Source organism: Billgrantia hypersalina (genome assembly GCF_052584175.1).
The window spans coordinates 378,769-395,145 of the sequence record NZ_JBMIQI010000012.1 but is presented as its reverse complement, the minus strand read 5'-3'; the positions used below and the strand labels follow the sequence as shown (position 1 = coordinate 395,145).

The following is a 16,377-nucleotide window of genomic DNA, read 5'->3' as shown; positions in this document are numbered from 1 at the left end:
GCCGCCTCGCTAGTAGACCAGCCATACCAGTCCCATCGAGATCCACGGCAGGTAGGTGATCGCCACCAGACAGGCGAGCACCACCAGTACGAAGCGGGCAAGCCAGGGCAGCATCTGGTCGATCGAGATACGAGCCACCGCACAGGCGGCGAACAGATTGACGCCCAGCGGCGGGGTAATCATGCCGAGCGCCAGGTTGACCACCATGATCAGGCCGAAGTGCACCGGATGGACGCCGAACTGCATGGCGATGGGCGTGAGAATCGGCGCCAACACCAGGATCGCCGCGGAGGTCTCGATGAACATGCCGACGAGCAGCAGCAGGACGTTAACCGCCAGCAGGAAGGTCATGGGACTGTCGAACACCTGGGTGACCCAGCCGGCGACATGGCCCGGCAGGCCGGTGCGGCTGATCAGGAAGCTGAACAGCGAGGCGGCAGCAATGATCAGCATTACCGATGCCGTCGAGATCACGCTCTGGCGCAGGATCGGCCAAAGATCGGCGGCCTTCAACTCCCGGTAATAGAGCCCGCCCACCAGCAGGGCATAGAACACCGCCACCGCCGAGGCCTCGGTAGGCGTGAACACGCCGCCATAGATGCCGCCGATCACCACCACCGGCATCAATAGTGCCGCCCAGGCGCGCTTGAAGGAGATCACGAAACTGGTGCTGTCCTGGTGGTCCTCGAGGCCGTAACCGCGCACCTTGCAGAACAGGTAAAGGAACAGGATCAGCGCCGTGCCGATCAGCACCCCCGGGCCGACGCCGGCGAGGAACAGCTGCCCGATGGAGGTATCGGTACTGACGCCGAACAGGATCAGCGGTATGGAAGGCGGGATCAGCACGCCCAGCTCCGCCGATGAAGCCTGGATCGACGCCGCCAGCGGCTTGGGGTAGCCGTGGCGCACCATGGCCGGGATCAGGATGGCACCGATGGCGAAGGTGGTCGCCACACTGGAGCCGGACACGGCGGCGAACATCATGCAGGTCAGCACGCAGGTCATCGCCAGCCCACCCTGCACGCCGCCGACGATCGACTTGGCGAGATCGACAAGGCGCTGGGAAATGCCACCGGCGGCCATCAGGTTCCCGGCGAGAATGAAGAACGGGATCGCCATCAGCGGGAACTTGTCGATGCCGATGAACATCTGCTGCGGCACCAGCATTAGCGGTAGCCGGGTGAAGAACTCGATACCGATGATCGACGCCAACATGATCGCCACGGCGATAGGCACGCCAAAGGCGAACAGGATGACCAGCGACAGGCCGATGACGAGGTTCATGACTGCGCCCCTCCGTGGCCGCTGTCATTGACGTCGCCGGTCAGGGAACGCTCGGGAGGCCGGGCTTCGGCGCCGGGCATGGCTTCGTCGAGGTCAGGTCCCACCGCCTCGCGCCCACTGAGCTGTGCTGCGAAACGCGCCACCACGGCCAGCATGGCGAAAGCGGCACCCACCGGGATCGCGGCATAGGCATAAGCCATGGAGACGTTCATGCCCGACATGGTCTGATTGCTGACCCGCTGGGTCATCTGAACGCCGAAGTAGATCAGTACCGCCAGCACCAGCAGGCAACACAGCACGATGGCGGCTTCGAGCAGCAGTACCAGGCGACCCGGCACCACCTTGTAGATGGCCTCGACGGCCATCATGTAGCCGCCGCGAAACGTCGCCGCGGCGGCCATGAAGACGCACCAGATCATCGCCGTACGCGCCGCCACTTCCGACCACGTGGAGGGTGCATTGAACACGAACCGGGTCAGCACCTGATAGAAGCTGAACGATACCGATATCACCAGCATGACGACGGCAATCGCCAGTGCCAGGCGCGTCAGCTTGTATTCGAAGCGAAGCAACAGTTCCACCATGAGCGTAAGGTTCCTGCCGGCACGCCTCCGGCAAATGCCGGAGGCGTGGAGGGGGCTACCGAGGGTGAGCGGCCATCAACAGCCGCTCGCTTTCTCCTGGATCCGCTCCAGCATTTCGCTGCCGTACTCTTCGGTGAAGATCTCATAGGCCGGCTCCACGGCCTGCTGGAACGGGCCGATGTCGATGTCGGTCTGCACCGTCATGCCATGCTCCTGAAGCAGGGCGACGCCCTCCTCCTCCAGCCGTGAAACTTCGGCGCGGGTCGCCTCGGCCGAGGCACGCGCAGCCTCTCGGAACCATTCGCGCTCCTCATCGCTGAGCCCGTCGAGCAGCAGCGGCGAGCCCAGCACCACCGCCGGCGAGTAGACGTGCCCGGTGAGTGAAAGGTGGTCCTGTACTTCCCAGAAGTTGGTGGCGACGATCACGGTAATGGGGTTTTCCTGCCCATCCACGGTGCCCTGCTGCAGCGCCGTGAACAGCTCCGGAAAGGCCATGGGCGTCGGTCTCGCACCCAACTGGCGGAACGCTTCCTGGTGCACCTCGTTCTCCATGGTGCGCACTCGCAACCCCTCGGCGTCGGCGGGGCTGGTCACTTCGCGCTCGCTGTTGGTGAGGTGGCGAAAGCCGTTCTCCGACCAGGCCAGGCCGACCAGGTCGTGATCTCCCATTTTCTCCAGCAGCTCGTCGCCAAGCTCGCTGTCCAGCACGCAGCGCGCCTGGTCGTAATCCTCGAACAGGAACGGCAGGTCGAGCACGTAGGTTTCCGGCACGAAGTTGCCGAGCGGGCCGGTGGAGGTGATGACGATGTCGACGGTACCGATCTGCAGCCCCTCGATCATCTCCCGCTCGCCACCCAGCGCCCCCGAAGCGTACTCGGTGACGGTGAAGGCGCCGTCGCTGAGCGACTCCAGGGTCTCCTTGAAAGCCTGGGCGCCCGCCGCATAGTGGGAAGTAGAAGAGAGCGTATGCCCCAGACTGACCTCCTGGGCCGCCTGGGTAGTGCCGATCAGTGCGGCAGTTACCCCGCCGATGGCAACGGTGAGAGCATGGCGTACGAACCGAGTTTTCATTGTTGTTTCCTCTTCGTCGTGAAACACCGGGTTTACGGCGACGCTGCGGTCGCCCTGGGTTACCTCATCGACTCTCCTCGATGAACGCTTCGACGATATTCCGCAGGCTACGGTCGCCGGTGAAGCCCAGCGCCCGCGCACGGCGCGTATCGAAGCGGGCCGGCCAACTGGCGACGATCGACTCGACCTGCGGGTCGCGCTCATGGCGCACTCGCGCCAGCGCCTCGTCTCCCGCCACCTGGCGCAAGGTTTCCAGCATCTCGGCCACGCTGACGGTGATGCCGGGCAACATGAAGGCGCGAAACGGCGCGAGTGCCTCGCCCGGCACCTCGGCCCCATGCACCAGCGCCTCGATCACCTTGCCTGGCGACATCACGAACAGGGCCAGCTCGGTGGGCACGGGGCAAACGGTCTCCTCATCGTTCAGCGGCTCGCGCAGGATGCTGGAGGCGAAGCTCGACGCGGCGGCGTTGGGGCGCCCCGGGCGAACGATGACGGTCGGCAGGCGCAGCACACAGCCGTCGATCAGGCCACGGCGGCTGTAATCGTTGATCAACAGCTCGCACATGGCTTTCTGGGTGCCGTAGGAGTTTTGCGGCTGCAACGCGGTCATGTCATCGAGCACGGCGGGCAGCTCGCCGCCGTAGGCCGCCACCGAACTGGCCATCACCAGGCGGGTGGCGGCCAGCCCCCGCTCACGGCAACCGTCGAGCAGCGCCCGGGTCGCGTCGAAGTTGATCTCCATGCCCAGATCCAGATCGGCTTCGGCGGCGGAACTGACCACCGCGGCGAGGTGATAGATCACCTGGGGGCGTGCATCGAGCACGGCGTCGAGTGCATCGGGTTCGGCGATATCCAGTGCCAGCCGCACCGTCTCGACCTCGCCGCTTGCCGGCAGCGGCGCCTCGATCTGGTCCACCAGCGTCAGTCGACGGATGGCCCGCCCCCTGAGCTCGCCCCGCTCCAGCAAGCGGGCGACAAGGCGCTGGCCGAGAAAACCGGCAGCGCCGGTAATGGCGATATGCATAGGATTCGTGCCTCGTTGTTGTCGTTATCGTCGTTGTTATTGTCGTCTGCCATCGGCACCTTGTCCGCTCAGGTCGAGAGTCCGAAGTCACGCCCCCAGCCCAGCCCCTCACGGGTGCCTGCCGCCGGGCGATACTCGCAGCCGATCCAGCCCGTGTAGCCCAACCGTTCGAGCCGCGCGAAGAGGGCGGGATAATGCACTTCGCCGGTATCCGGCTCGTGGCGCTCCGGAACCCCGGCAATCTGGATATGGGCAATGGCGGTGAACTGGCGCTCCAGGTGACGAATCAGGTCGCCCTCCATCACCTGGCAGTGATAGAGGTCGAACTGCAGCCTGAGATTGCCGGCCCCGACCTCCTCGAGCACCGCCATGGCCTGGTCCTGGCGCGAGAGAAAGAAGCCCGGCATGTCGCGGGTATTGATCGGCTCGATCAGCACCTGGCGGCCCACCTTGGCCGCCTCGGCGGCAGCAAAACGCAGATTGGCCACGTAGGTCGCGCGGTGATCCGCCAGCGTAGCGGCGTCAGCGTTCACCGGCAGCAGTCCGGCCATGGCGTGCACACGGGGACAATCGAGCGCCTCGGCATAGCGCAGCCCTTCGATCACGCTGTCACGAAACTCGGCTTCGCGTCCGGGCAGGCTGGCCAGGCCACGCTCGCCTGACGCCCAGTCGCCCGGCGGCAGGTTGAACAGCACCTGCTCGACGCCGGCCTGGCGCAGCGCCGTTGCCAGCACCTGCGCGTCATGGTCGTAGGGGAACAGGTACTCCACGCCGCGAAAACCCGCCGCCGCCGCCGCCTCGATGCGCGCAAGGAAATCGTGCTCGGTGAAGAGCATGGAAAGGTTGGCAGCCAGTCGAATCATGGCTCGTGTCTCATGGTTTCTTCTCTCGTCGATTCGTTGACCGGATCGGCGACGCCGATGAAGTTGTTGCCCATGGCTCCGGACACCATCGCCATGCTCACTGGCCTGCGTCGTTGGCCGCCTCAGGCAAGGCAATACCGGCGAGCCTCTGGTAGACCTTGATCACCGCTGCGTCGTCCTCCCGGCCGAAGCCGGCACCCTTGGCGGCGGTGAACTGTTGCAGGGCGCTGGCGGCGATTGGCGTGGGCATGGCCAGCTCGCGGCCGGTCTCGTGCACGATATTGAGATCCTTGACGAAGATGTCGACCGCCGAGAGCGGCGTGTAGTCGCCGTCGAGGATATGCGGCACGCGGTTCTCGAACATCCAGGAGTTGCCGGCGGAGCGGGTGATGACCTCATAGACGCCGCGCGGCTCCAGCCCCATGCGGATGCCCAAGGCCATGGCCTCCGCCGCCGCCGCGATATGCACTCCGGCGAGCAACTGGTTGACCAGCTTCATGCTCGAGCCGACGCCCGGTGCCTCACCCAGGCGATGGACGGTGGCGGCCATGGCGTCGAGCACCGGGCCGGCCTTGTCAAAAGCCGCCCCGCTGCCCGAGGCCATGACCGAGAGCTGCCCCTCCCGCGCCTTTACCGCCCCACCGCTGATCGGCGCATCGAGCATGGCGACGCCACGCTCGGCCAGGCGCCTACCCAGCCGTTCGGCCAGGCTCGGCGCCACCGTGGCGCACTGGATCACCAGCCCGCCCGGCGCCATCGCATCGATGAGTCCCTGCTCGCCAAACAGCACCTGGTCGACCTGCAGGGCGTTGACTACCACCACCAGCACCACGTCGCACTCCGCCGCCAGCGCAGCGAGGTTGGCGACACAGCGCCCACCGGCGAGTGCAAAGGCATGCCGGGCCGCTTCGGCCACATCGCACCCCACAACCGCCAGGCCGCGCTCATGCAGTGCGGTAGCGATGCCAAGGCCCATTGCTCCCAGGCCGATGACGCCCACTCGCGGCGCTGTCGTGCTGTCGCTCACCGGATACCCCCTGCCGCCCTTGCGGCCTGGCTGTCGCGTTTTTATGTTAGCGCTAACATGTTAGCGCTAACATGGTTGTAGATGACTTAGTGGAGCCCAGCAAGATGGCGCCAGGAGGATACGACCAATGTCTAACGAAGCCCCATCGGCACGCCGACGCCGCCGTTCGGAGCTGCCTACGCTCCGGGAAGTGGCGCGCGCTGCCGGCGTCTCGGCCATCACGGCTTCGCGCGCGCTGAACCATCCCGAACGGGTCAATGAACGCACCCGCGCGCGGGTGCTCGATGCGGTAGAGCAGCTCGGCTACGTGCCCAACCTGGTCGCCGGAAGCCTGGCTTCGGCTCGTTCGCGGTTCATCGCCGTCATCGTGCCTTCGCTTGCCAACGCCGTGTTCATCGAGGTGATTCAGGGACTTCAGGAAACCTTCGAGTCACAGGGCTACCAGATCCTGCTGGGCAACACCGACTACGACACCGAGCGCGAATACCAGTTGGTGCGCACCTTTCTCGGCTGGTCCTGCTCGGCGCTGGTAACCGCCGGGTTGCGCCATCACGATGCCTGCCGCACCCTGCTCGCCAATTGGGACAAGCCGATCGTGGAAGTCATGGAGTTGGGCGAGGCGATCGACCTCAACGTCGGGCTGGACCACACCGAAGCCGGCCGCTGCATGGCCCGCCATCTGCTCGAACGTGGCCACCGGCGGATACTCTTCGTCGCTGCGCGAATGGGCAGCGATTACCGTGCAGGGATGCGCTACGGTGGCCATCGCGAGGTGATCGAGCGGGCCGGTTTCGAAGCCCCGGTGCTGGAACTGGATCGGTTCGGCAGCCTGGACGCCGGTGCCGCAGGGCTCGAGCAGGCCCTGGCCGATCACCCCGGCGTCAGTGCGATTCACTTCGCCAACGACGACCTGGCCACCGGAGCGCTACTGCATGCCCAGCGACTCGGCCTGCACGTACCGCAGGACTTGGCCATCGCCGGATTCAATGGACTACCCCTCGGCCAGCACGTGACGCCGCGGCTGACCACCATACGATCCCCGCGCCAGCAGATGGGCCAGCTCGCGGCATCCGAGGTGATACGTCGCCTCGAGGGCCAACGGCCCCAGGCACTTCAGCACGATGTCGGCTTCGAACTGCTGGTGGGGGAAAGCACTTGAAGGTCAGCGCCTCGCCACCAGCCACTCCCACAACAGGATCGCCTCCTCGCGCCGCTGCCGACGGCTCTGGCGCACCAGCCAGAAGCTTTCCTCACTGGCGGCCTCCAGTGCGAAAGGCGTCACCAGGTCGTCGCGGTTTTCCAGAAGACGACGGTGGGTGAGCGCCACACCACCACCCTGGCTCGCCAGGGCGAGTGTCATCACCTGATTGTCGCAAGTAATGGCCGGACAGTGCCGGTCGAGACCGGCCACCCCGGCCTGCTCCAGCCAGGTCGGCCAGCCGACGGCAAAACCCACCGCATGCAGCAATGTCTGCCCCGCCAGATCACCGGGCTCGTGCAGCGCCTCTGCGAGCGCCGGGGTGCAGGCCGGGAGCATGACTTCCGGCCCCAGCGATACGGCTTCCACGCCGCTCCATTCGCCACGACCATAGCGCAACTCGATGTCCGCCCCCTCGGGGCCGAAGTCGTCGTTCCAGATGGCGCTGACCAGTCGCACGGCAATATCGGGATGGGCACGGTGGAAGTCCGGCAGGCGCGGCGCCAGCCAGCCCTGCTGCATCACCGGCGTGGTGCGCAGTGTCACCGGTCGCTCCGGTGCATGGCCGAACACTTCCTGCGTGCCCTCGCCGATACGCGCAAACCCGTCGTGAATGCTGGGCAGCCATGCCTGGCCGGCCGGCGTCAGCGAAAGGCTGCGCGCATGGCGCACGAAGAGCTTTTGTCCCAGGCGATCCTCGAGCAGGCGTATGCGCTGGCTGATGGCCGCCTGAGTCACGCCCAGCTCGCGGCCGGCGGCGGTGAAGCTAAGGGTGCGGGCGGCAGCCTCGAAGGCCTGAAGCCACAGTAGCGGAGGAAGGGGGCTCATGGGAAAGCCTGGTATAAGCCTAGCTGGGTCATAGGGGCCAGATTAATCGTTTGTCACCCGCAGGACCAGTCGTCATCCTCTTACCTGCTCAAGACCCATCGATCCTCGACTCTGGACAGGAGGCCTGATGACCGCCGACGTTCGCGATGCCACCGACGTGCGCCCCGATATGTTCGAACTGACGCCCTATTCCACCGGGCCGACGCTGATCGAGGCCCGGCTCGAAGGCGCCCGGCTGTGCCTGGCCTGGCAGGATGGCAGTCGCACCGCGTTCCCGCTGGTGTGGCTGCGCGATCACTGCGCCTGCACCGATTGCCGCCACCCCCAGATCCGCGAACGCCTCCATGTTCCTCTCGATCCTACCCCTGCCGCTGCCCGAGCCGACATCGTCGAAGGCCAGCTGTGGCTCGAGTGGCAGGATGGCCATCAGAGCCATTATGCCAGCGGCTGGCTGCATCAGCGCCGCCCCGGCAAGCGGGAGACCATCACCCTGCCGCAGCGTCTCCCCTGGCGCGACGGCTTCCGGCCGGAACGCATCCGTCATGCCGACTTTATCGCCAGCCGCCAGGGAGAGCGCGCCTGGATCACGGCGCTGCTGCGCGACGGCCTGGTACTGCTCGACGAAGGTCCCTTGGCCGATGAGGAAGTGAGCCGCCTCGCCCAGCGCATCGGGCCGTTGCGCTCGACCAACTTCGGGGCACGCTTCGACGTGCGCTCCAAGCCCAATCCCAACAATGCTGCCTTCACGCCGATCGGCCTGGCATTGCACACCGACCTGCCGAACTGGCGCCAGCCGCCGGATATCCAGCTGCTCTATTGCCTGGAGAACGGTGCCTCGGGCGGCGAATCGCTGTTCGCCGACGGCCTCCAGGTGGCCGAGACGCTGCGCGAGCAGTCGCCCGAGGCCTTCCGACGCCTCAGCGAGACGCCGATCGATTTTCGTTTCCAGGACGAGGAGCAGGACATCGGTCTGACGGCTCCCATTCTCGGCTGCGACAGCAACGGCAACGTAGTGGAGGTTCGCTTCAATAACTGGATTCGCGACACCCTGCGCCTGCCCGAACAGGAGATCGCACCCTGGTATGCCGCTTACCGCCACTTCTGGCAGTTGCTGCACGACCCACGCCACCAGATCGAGTTCAGCCTGGCACCGGGCCAGATGGTCGCCTTCGACAACCGTCGTGTACTGCACGGCCGTCGCGCGTTCGACCCCAATACGGGATCCCGCCACCTGCAAGGCACCTATCTCGATCGCGACATGCTGGAGTCGCGCCTGCGCGTGCTGGCGCGCCATTCCTGACCTCGCCGCTTCATGCCCGCCGGCCATAACCATAACGATGCCGGCCCCTACGATAAGGAGAATTGTTCCATGACATTCCCCCTGAACGTCCATGCCCGCCCGGCGCTTGTCACCCTTGCCCTGCCGCTGAGCCTGGGGCTTGCCCTGAGTGCCCAAGCCGATGACGCAACGCTCGACTTCGGCGTTCCGGCCTGGCCGGGCATTACCGTGAAGACCGCCATCGCCGAACAGCTGCTCGCGCCGCTGGGCTACGAGACCGCCAGTCATGAACTCGGCCTGCAGGTGATCTACCAGGGGCTCGACAGCGGCGATATCGACGTCTTTCTCGGCGGCTGGATGCCGGCCCAGCGGGAAATGTACGAGCCACGCCAGGAAAGTGGCACCATCGTCAACGTGGCCAACAACGTCGACGGGGCGCAGATGACCCTGGCGGTGCCGGTATACACCTACGAGCAGGGAATCCAGAGCTTCGCCGACCTGGATGAAAACCGCGAGCTCTTCGAGGGCCGCATCCACGGTTTCGGCGCCGGCTCGGCGGCTAGCGAGATCCTCGAGGAGGCCATCGACGAGGATGTCTGGGGGCTCGGCGACTGGCGCCTGGTGGATACCAGTGAAGTGGGCATGCTCAGCGCCGTGCGCGACGCCATCTCTCGCGAGGAGGCCATCGTCTGGGTCGGCTGGACGCCGCATTGGATGAACCTCGAGATGCCGATGCGCTACCTCGACGACCCCGAGAACCTGTTCGGCGAGAACAACGGCGAGAGCGACGTGCTGACGCTGATGCGCAGCGACTTCGCCGAGGCACATCCCGAGCTGGCGACCTTCTTCGAGCAGTTCACCTTCGCCTCGGAAGAGCAAAGCTGGATGATCCAGGAGTTCGGGCGTGAGGAGCGCGACGCCGAGGCGGTCGCCGAAGAATGGATTCGCGACAACGCCGAGCGGGTAGAGGCGATGCTCGAAGGCGTCACCAGCCGTGACGGCGAGCCCGGCTGGGAGGCCGTCAGGAGCGAAATGGCGCTCTGAACGCCAGCATGACACCGACAGGAAAAGCGCCCGGTGGCCCCACGGCCACCGGGCGCTTTGTTCTATGCTGTAGCTTCGTTGGACCTCGGAACACGTCTATGTCGCGAAAGATCGCCCTGCTACTGCTCGCCATTGCCTGCCTGGTGGCTCTCGGGATGCTGTGGCGATGGCTCGCCGCACGCGACCTGTTCGACGCCACTACCCTGTTCGCACTGATGCAGGGCTCACTGACCTGGCGCGACGCGCCTTGGGCGGGTGCGGTGGTCGTGGCGGCCTATCTGGTGGCTTCGCTGACCCTGTTTCCGCTTAGCGTCCTGGTCGTGCTGGCGGGGCTGCTGTTCGGCCCCGTCTGGGGCTTCGTCTACTCCCTCATCGGAACCCTCGCCGGCTCGGTCGTCACCTACTGGCTAGGGCGCCGGCTGGGGCGCGACGCCCTGCTGCGATATGGCGGCACCCGCCTTCAAGGCCTGTCACGCTATCTGGCGGGGCGCGGCATCAGCACCATGACGCTGTTCAGCCTGCTGCCACTGGCGCCTTTCACGCTGACCAACATGATGGCCGGCGCCATGCGCATCCGTTTCCGCGACTACATGCTGGGAACCCTGATCGGCGTAACACCCGGCCTCGCGGGAATCATCTTGCTCGGTAGCCAGCTCGGCACGCTGCTGACCGCCGAGGACCGCCATGAGCTGGCCTGGGCGGGGGGCGGCATTGCCGCCGGCATCGCCCTGCTCTACGGCCTCAAGCGTTACGCCGACCGGCGCCGGAAGCGCCGGGCTTGATGGCTTGCTCCCACGTCTCGTCGGCAGCCACCCTTCGCCCGTGGGAAAGCCGGGGCGCCGGGACCCGCCGGGGCATCTCCTGCTCAAGATAGGCGACGAAGGCGCGAAGGCGTGCCGGCACGTGGCGTCGCTGCTGGTAGACGGCATGAAAGTCGGCGCGTACGCCCTGCCACTCGGGCAGCAGCTCGACCAGGCGACCGCTCTTCAGGTGCCGGTGAATGTCCCACCAGGAGCGCAGCACGATCCCATGACCATCGAGGGCCCACTGCACGATCGCCTCGCCGTCGTTGCTGGTCAACGGACCGCCGACCTTCACCGCCTGCTCGGTCGCGCTGCCGTCTCGACGGCACAGGCGCCAGACGGCGTAGTCGCTTTCGTTCTCACGCAACACCAGGCAAGGGTGAGCGGCCAGGTCAGCCGGTACGGCGAGCGCCGCCATGCCCGCCACGTAGTCGGGCGAGGCGCACAATACCCGGCGGTTGGGGAGGATACACCGGGCCACCAGGCGTGAATCAGGCGGCTCGCCCACACGCACGCCTATATCGAAGCCCTGCTCGCCCAGGCTCAACGGATAGTTGGAGAGCTCCAGTACGGCCTCGATGCCGGGATGGCGAGAGCAGAACGCCGACAGCAGTGGCGCCACATGGCGACGGCCGAAACCGAAGGTGGCATTGACCCGGAGCGGGCCCGATAGTGCCGCCTGTTGCTCACCCAGCGCCTCCTCCAGCTCGGCAAGTTCCTCGAGGATGACCGCGCCCCGCTCCAGATAGCGCTCGCCCTCGGCGGTCAGTGCCAAGCGCCGCGTGGTGCGGCTGGCCAGCTCCACGCCCAGGCGTGCCTCGAGCTGCTTGAGTCGCTTGCTCACCGCCGACAGCGAAAGGCCCAGCTCACGCGCCGTGGCCGTCAGGCTCCCGGCACGGGCCAGTTGCTGGAAGAAGACCAGGTCGTCGAGCTGGGCCACGGCACTCTTCACTCCAATTCAATAATGTCTTTCCATTCAGCCCGATTATCCCCACAAAGCCAAGGGCTAGACTGGGAACTGTCCAGGTACGGAGGATGACCCATGTTCGAGGGATTCCGCACGTTCGACATTGCCCATGGCGACATTCACATACACGGCCGCATCGGCGGGTCGGGGCCACCGTTATTGTTGCTGCACGGCCATCCCCAGACCCACGTGATCTGGCATCGCCTGGCCGACGCGCTGGCCGGTCACTTCACCGTGGTGGCTACCGACTTGCGCGGCTACGGCGACTCGTCGAAACCGCCGGGCGAGCCCGATCACGCCAACTACAGCAAGCGCGCCATGGCCGCCGATCAAGTCGCGGTGATGCGCGAACTGGGGTTCGAGCGCTTCTTCCTCTGCGGCCACGACCGTGGCGGTCGCGTCGCCCATCGCCTGGTCATGGACCATCCCGAGGCCGTGGAAAGACTGATGCTGCTCGACATCGCGCCGACGCTGGCCATGTACGAGCAGACCGATCGCACCTTTGCCACCGCCTACTTTCACTGGTTCTTTCTGATCCAGCCCGCACCGCTGCCGGAAACCCTGATCGAAGCCTCGCCCGAAGCCTACATCACCCGCACCATGGGCGGCCGTCACGCCGGGCTCGACGCCTTCGACCCGGCGGCCATCGCCGAGTACCAGCGCTGCCTGGCCCAGCCCGGCGCAGCCCACGCCCTGTGCGAGGACTATCGCGCCAGCAACGGCATCGACCTGGAGCACGACTGTGCCGACCGCGAGGCGGGCCGGTGCATCGCCTGCCCCGTCAGCGTGTTGTGGGGCGAGTACGGCGTCATCGAGCGCTGCTTCGACCCGCTGGCGGAGTGGCGTGCCGTGGCCGAACGGGTCGAGGGGGAGGCCCTGCCCTGCGGTCACTACATCCCCGAGGAGGCGCCGGACGCGTTGCGCGACCGCCTCTTTCGTTTCATGACAACTCAAGACTGACCCACCGAGGAAGCGACCATGACCCATCGCATCGCCGTCATCCCCGGCGACGGCATCGGCAACGAAGTCGTACCGGAAGGGCTACGCGCCCTGGAAGCCGCCGCCAGGCGCTTCGACATCGAACTCGCCTTCGAGCACTTCGACTTCGCCTGCTGCGATTACTACGAGAAGCACGGCAAGATGATGCCGGACGACTGGTTCGACCAGCTCAAGGATTTCGACGCGATCTTCTACGGCGCGGTCGGTTGGCCCGACACGGTGCCGGACCATATCTCGCTGTGGGGATCGCTGCTGCAGTTCCGCCGCCAGTTCGACCAGTACATCAACCTGCGTCCGTGCAAGCTGCTGCCGGGCGTCAGAAGCCCGTTGGCCGACCGCAAGCCCGGCGACATCGATTTCTACGTGGTGCGCGAGAACACCGAGGGCGAGTACTCCAGCGTCGGCGGCAAGATGTTCGAGGGCACCGAGCGCGAAGTGGTGATCCAGGAAACGGTGATGACCCGCTACGGAACCGAACGAGTGCTCAAGTTCGCCTTCGACCTGGCCCAGAGCCGTCCGCGGAAGAAACTCACCTCGGCCACCAAGTCGAATGGCATCGCCATCACCATGCCATGGTGGGACGAGCGGGTCGCGGCCATGGCGGAGCATTATCCGGAGGTGAATGTCGACAAGTTCCACATCGACATTCTCACGGCCAACTTCGTCATGCATCCGGACTGGTTCGACGTGGTGGTGGCCAGCAACCTGTTCGGCGATATCCTCTCCGACCTGGGCCCGGCCTGCACCGGCACCATCGGCGTGGCGCCATCGGCCAACATCAACCCCGAGGGGAAATTCCCCAGCCTGTTCGAACCGGTACACGGCAGCGCCCCGGATATCGCCGGCAAGGGCATCGCCAACCCCATCGGCCAGATCTGGTCCGGGGCCATGATGCTGGAGCACCTGGGCCACAAGAAGGCCGGCCAGGCGATCGTCGACGCCTTCGAGTCGGTACTCGAAGCGGGCGACAAGAGCGTGCTCACCCCGGACATCGGCGGCACCGGTAACACCGAGAGCCTGGGGCGCACCATCGCCGAACGCATCGCCGGCTGACACAGCCCTGGCCCATTGGCCACTCGCTTGCCCTCGCGCTACCGAGGGCAAGCGCCAGGTTTCCAGGCCAACCGCACCGGGCAAGGTCATCCTCGGTAGCGCTTCCTTACCTGCACCCTCGCGTCTTGTACGACTCCCCGTAAAGCTGACTTGAACGAGACGATCGCACTCACTGCCGAGCTCCCCGGTACGAATGGCCGCCCAATCACGGGGAGGTTCTTCTCCACGCACCCAGGCAATCCGAGCGGAAAGCATGTCGGCGCCCGCCTCGGTACTAAAAGGAAAAACCGCCACCGAAGCGCGGACTGAACCCCTCGGCGAAAAAGGTGCCCTTCACTTTGATTTCATCATCGAACTCATCGATTGTGCTCTACCGCTTCATTAACCTCTCCCTACGTCACTAAGCGCACAGCTCCGATTTTATTTTTTCATGAATTCAATGCCAAACTCGCATTGCTGCTCTTTGTTATATTGGGGCCATCTAATGCCGTCATCTCGAGCGACATCTCAATGTCTTTTCCATAACGCTTGACGAAGCGAAAACCTTGCCCCTGATAAAAGCGGATGGCAGGGACGTTATCCTGACGAACGCGCAGCTTAAGATAACGCAAGCCACACTGAAGTGCCGCGCCTGCCACGGCTTCGAGCACGCCACGTGCCATGCCGCTTCTTCTAACATCCGGCGTCACCAGGAACAAAGTGATAAAAGCCGCTTCCGTGGCAGGCTCATAGGTATAGAAGGCACAGAAACCACAACATTTTCCTTCAACATCTAGCACGGCAAAGTCGGCCTTGGACAAAATCTTGTCGAGATGATTGTCGAACTCGACCCCCTTTAACAATTCGCCTGCTTGTCGCTCCTGCTCATCTTGAGCGAGCTGACGAATGTCAGCCACATAATTCGCCACCTCGTAGGGAGCGAGGACTCTCGCCTTCCATCTTCTCCTCGCATTCTGATTAGCGTGCATCGGCCACCCCTCTGCCGCGTTAACAAACCGAACCTTTGTGACCCACATTGTTACATTGATCACGAAGCGTTGCCTCGGGGTTTTTTTAATCACCATGAAGAGGAAAAAAATACGATGCCCGGTGAGGGACATACCCAGTATGCCTCTGGAAAAAGCGGGACGTGTCTTAAGCCTACGCACAAATCCTCCATGCCAACTTGCTTCTCAGGCACTCGGCATCAGAACCCAGGATCCAGCACCACGTTGCCCGGGCCGCATCGTGGCCGACAGGATGAGCATCCACGAACCGCAGCACGCCCCAGACCGGCGAAAGCCGTTCCAGAAGGGTCGGGCCGGTGATTATGACGATACGCACCGAGAGTGCCCGAAGGAGACCCTAGGTAAACTTTTGATTGGTTTTGGTTGATTTCTCGTAAGAGCGCGCCAGAAGAGCCGATTCCTCGACTAGCCTGAAGGTTGCAAGCCCACGAGGGCAAAGCGCAATGAAAAGGAGGAAAGGCATGAAAAGGACAGCAATCGCCATTGCAGTGGGTGCCTTGAGTACCGGGTTGACCCATGGCGCTCTCGCCCAGGACGAGGATGCTCAGCTGAGCGATCAGCAGCAGGCCTCCGAGGAGAGCGTTCAGAACGATGACATCAATAGCCAGGACGCAGCCCAGGATCAGGATCAGACTGAAATTCAGGTTGAGGAAGAGGCCGCGGATGTAAACGTCGACCAAGAACCCGCCGATGTTCAGGTCGAGCAGGAGCCACCCGATGTGACCGTTGAACAGAATCCGCCTGAGGTCACCATCGAGCAGGAGGATCCCAACGTCGAAGTGGAGCAGGCCGAGCCCAACGTTACCGTCGAGGAAACGGGTGAGCCCGACGTCGAGGTCGAGCCCGCCGAAGAGGCGGAGGCCGAGCTGCGTACCGACGAAGAAGGTGACGCCGAGCAGCAACAGGCTGACGAGCGCGACGAAGAAGGCATGCTTGAAGATGAGCAGAGCCAGGACCAGGCCGACCAGGACGCCCAGCAGCAAGGCATCCAGGTTAGCGAACTGGAAGAGCGTAATCTCGTCAACCAGGACGGCGAAGACCTCGGCGACATCGACCGCGTGGTGCGTGACACCGAGAGCAACGAAACCTATGTGGTCGTGACGGAAGGCGGTTTCCTCGGCTTCGGCGAGGATGAGATGGCCTATCCGATCGAGAACTTGGAAATCCGCTCCGAAGACGAAGTCGTCCTTCAGTCGCAGAGCGGCGAGCGGGCCGCCAACGAGCTTGACGGCGACAACTATGAAGAGCTGGACGGTGACGAGCGCTTGAACGAAATCAATCAGAGCGCGAACTGATAGAACCAGACTCTTCCGGAGCCAAGATCCACTAGGGTCTGAATGAGC

General features: G+C 64.6%; 16 protein-coding genes. 7 read left to right on the top strand and 9 right to left on the bottom strand.

The window, feature by feature from the left end:
* Window positions 1-9 precede the first annotated feature (9 nt).
* The 6 genes from ACOJCM_RS12720 to ltnD all read right to left on the bottom strand — a co-directional run bounded on the left by ACOJCM_RS12720 (window position 10) and on the right by ltnD (window position 5,856).
* Window positions 10-1,284, bottom strand: a complete 1,275-nt coding sequence (locus tag ACOJCM_RS12720; RefSeq protein ID WP_445212417.1) for a TRAP transporter large permease — start codon at window positions 1,282-1,284, stop codon at window positions 10-12.
* Window positions 1,281-1,868: a TRAP transporter small permease gene (locus tag ACOJCM_RS12715; RefSeq protein ID WP_445212416.1), complete on the bottom strand. Its 588-nt coding sequence runs from the start codon at window positions 1,866-1,868 to the stop codon at window positions 1,281-1,283. Before ACOJCM_RS12715 ends, ACOJCM_RS12720 begins: the two co-directional genes overlap by 4 nt.
* 75 nt (window positions 1,869-1,943) lie before the next feature.
* Window positions 1,944-2,939 (bottom strand): TRAP transporter substrate-binding protein, encoded by a 996-nt coding sequence (locus ACOJCM_RS12710; RefSeq protein ID WP_445212415.1) that lies wholly within the window; start codon window positions 2,937-2,939, stop codon window positions 1,944-1,946.
* Between the two features lie 64 nt (window positions 2,940-3,003).
* Window positions 3,004-3,966: a D-erythronate dehydrogenase gene (gene denD, locus ACOJCM_RS12705; protein WP_445212414.1), complete on the bottom strand. Its 963-nt coding sequence runs from the start codon at window positions 3,964-3,966 to the stop codon at window positions 3,004-3,006.
* Between the two features lie 68 nt (window positions 3,967-4,034).
* The gene (gene otnI / locus ACOJCM_RS12700) at window positions 4,035-4,829 is read right to left on the bottom strand and encodes a 2-oxo-tetronate isomerase (protein ID WP_445212413.1); all 795 of its coding nucleotides are present in this window, start codon (window positions 4,827-4,829) and stop codon (window positions 4,035-4,037) included.
* Between the two features lie 97 nt (window positions 4,830-4,926).
* Window positions 4,927-5,856: an L-threonate dehydrogenase gene (ltnD, locus tag ACOJCM_RS12695; RefSeq protein ID WP_445212412.1), complete on the bottom strand. Its 930-nt coding sequence runs from the start codon at window positions 5,854-5,856 to the stop codon at window positions 4,927-4,929.
* Between the two features lie 127 nt (window positions 5,857-5,983).
* Here ltnD and ACOJCM_RS12690 point away from each other — a divergent pair, with 127 nt between their 5' ends.
* Window positions 5,984-7,015 carry a LacI family DNA-binding transcriptional regulator gene (locus ACOJCM_RS12690; RefSeq protein ID WP_445212411.1) on the top strand — a complete coding sequence of 344 codons (1,032 nt, stop codon included), beginning with the start codon at window positions 5,984-5,986 and terminating at the stop codon, window positions 7,013-7,015.
* A 3-nt stretch (window positions 7,016-7,018) separates the two neighbouring features.
* Here ACOJCM_RS12690 and ACOJCM_RS12685 read toward each other — a convergent pair whose 3' ends face one another.
* Window positions 7,019-7,882 carry a LysR substrate-binding domain-containing protein gene (locus ACOJCM_RS12685; protein ID WP_445212410.1) on the bottom strand — a complete coding sequence of 288 codons (864 nt, stop codon included), beginning with the start codon at window positions 7,880-7,882 and terminating at the stop codon, window positions 7,019-7,021.
* Between the two features lie 127 nt (window positions 7,883-8,009).
* Here ACOJCM_RS12685 and ACOJCM_RS12680 point away from each other — a divergent pair, with 127 nt between their 5' ends.
* The 3 genes from ACOJCM_RS12680 to ACOJCM_RS12670 all read left to right on the top strand — a co-directional run bounded on the left by ACOJCM_RS12680 (window position 8,010) and on the right by ACOJCM_RS12670 (window position 10,987).
* Entirely contained in the window at window positions 8,010-9,182 is a 1,173-nt protein-coding gene (locus ACOJCM_RS12680) for a TauD/TfdA family dioxygenase (RefSeq protein WP_445212409.1), read from the top strand.
* Window positions 9,183-9,251: 69 nt separating this feature from the next.
* Window positions 9,252-10,205 (top strand): ABC transporter substrate-binding protein, encoded by a 954-nt coding sequence (locus ACOJCM_RS12675; protein ID WP_445212408.1) that lies wholly within the window; start codon window positions 9,252-9,254, stop codon window positions 10,203-10,205.
* A gap of 98 nt (window positions 10,206-10,303) precedes the next feature.
* Entirely contained in the window at window positions 10,304-10,987 is a 684-nt protein-coding gene (locus tag ACOJCM_RS12670) for a TVP38/TMEM64 family protein (protein ID WP_445212407.1), read from the top strand.
* Here ACOJCM_RS12670 and ACOJCM_RS12665 read toward each other — a convergent pair.
* Window positions 10,947-11,948 carry a LysR family transcriptional regulator gene (locus tag ACOJCM_RS12665; RefSeq protein ID WP_445212467.1) on the bottom strand — a complete coding sequence of 334 codons (1,002 nt, stop codon included), beginning with the start codon at window positions 11,946-11,948 and terminating at the stop codon, window positions 10,947-10,949. The two genes, ACOJCM_RS12670 and ACOJCM_RS12665, sit on opposite strands and share 41 nt — an antisense overlap.
* 102 nt (window positions 11,949-12,050) lie before the next feature.
* On the opposite strand from ACOJCM_RS12665, the gene ACOJCM_RS12660 reads away from it, so the two are divergent.
* Window positions 12,051-12,935 carry an alpha/beta fold hydrolase gene (locus ACOJCM_RS12660; RefSeq protein WP_445212406.1) on the top strand — a complete coding sequence of 295 codons (885 nt, stop codon included), beginning with the start codon at window positions 12,051-12,053 and terminating at the stop codon, window positions 12,933-12,935.
* An 18-nt stretch (window positions 12,936-12,953) separates the two neighbouring features.
* Entirely contained in the window at window positions 12,954-14,027 is a 1,074-nt protein-coding gene (locus ACOJCM_RS12655; protein WP_445212405.1) for a tartrate dehydrogenase, read from the top strand.
* Window positions 14,028-14,455: 428 nt separating this feature from the next.
* Here the strand turns inward: ACOJCM_RS12655 and ACOJCM_RS12650 are convergent, their stop codons facing one another.
* Window positions 14,456-15,127 carry a GNAT family N-acetyltransferase gene (locus ACOJCM_RS12650; protein WP_445212404.1) on the bottom strand — a complete coding sequence of 224 codons (672 nt, stop codon included), beginning with the start codon at window positions 15,125-15,127 and terminating at the stop codon, window positions 14,456-14,458.
* A 368-nt stretch (window positions 15,128-15,495) separates the two neighbouring features.
* On the opposite strand from ACOJCM_RS12650, the gene ACOJCM_RS12645 reads away from it, so the two are divergent.
* A complete protein-coding gene (locus ACOJCM_RS12645) occupies window positions 15,496-16,329 on the top strand; it encodes a PRC-barrel domain-containing protein (RefSeq protein ID WP_445212403.1) in 834 nt (277 codons plus the stop codon).
* The last annotated feature ends 48 nt before the right edge of the window (window positions 16,330-16,377 follow it).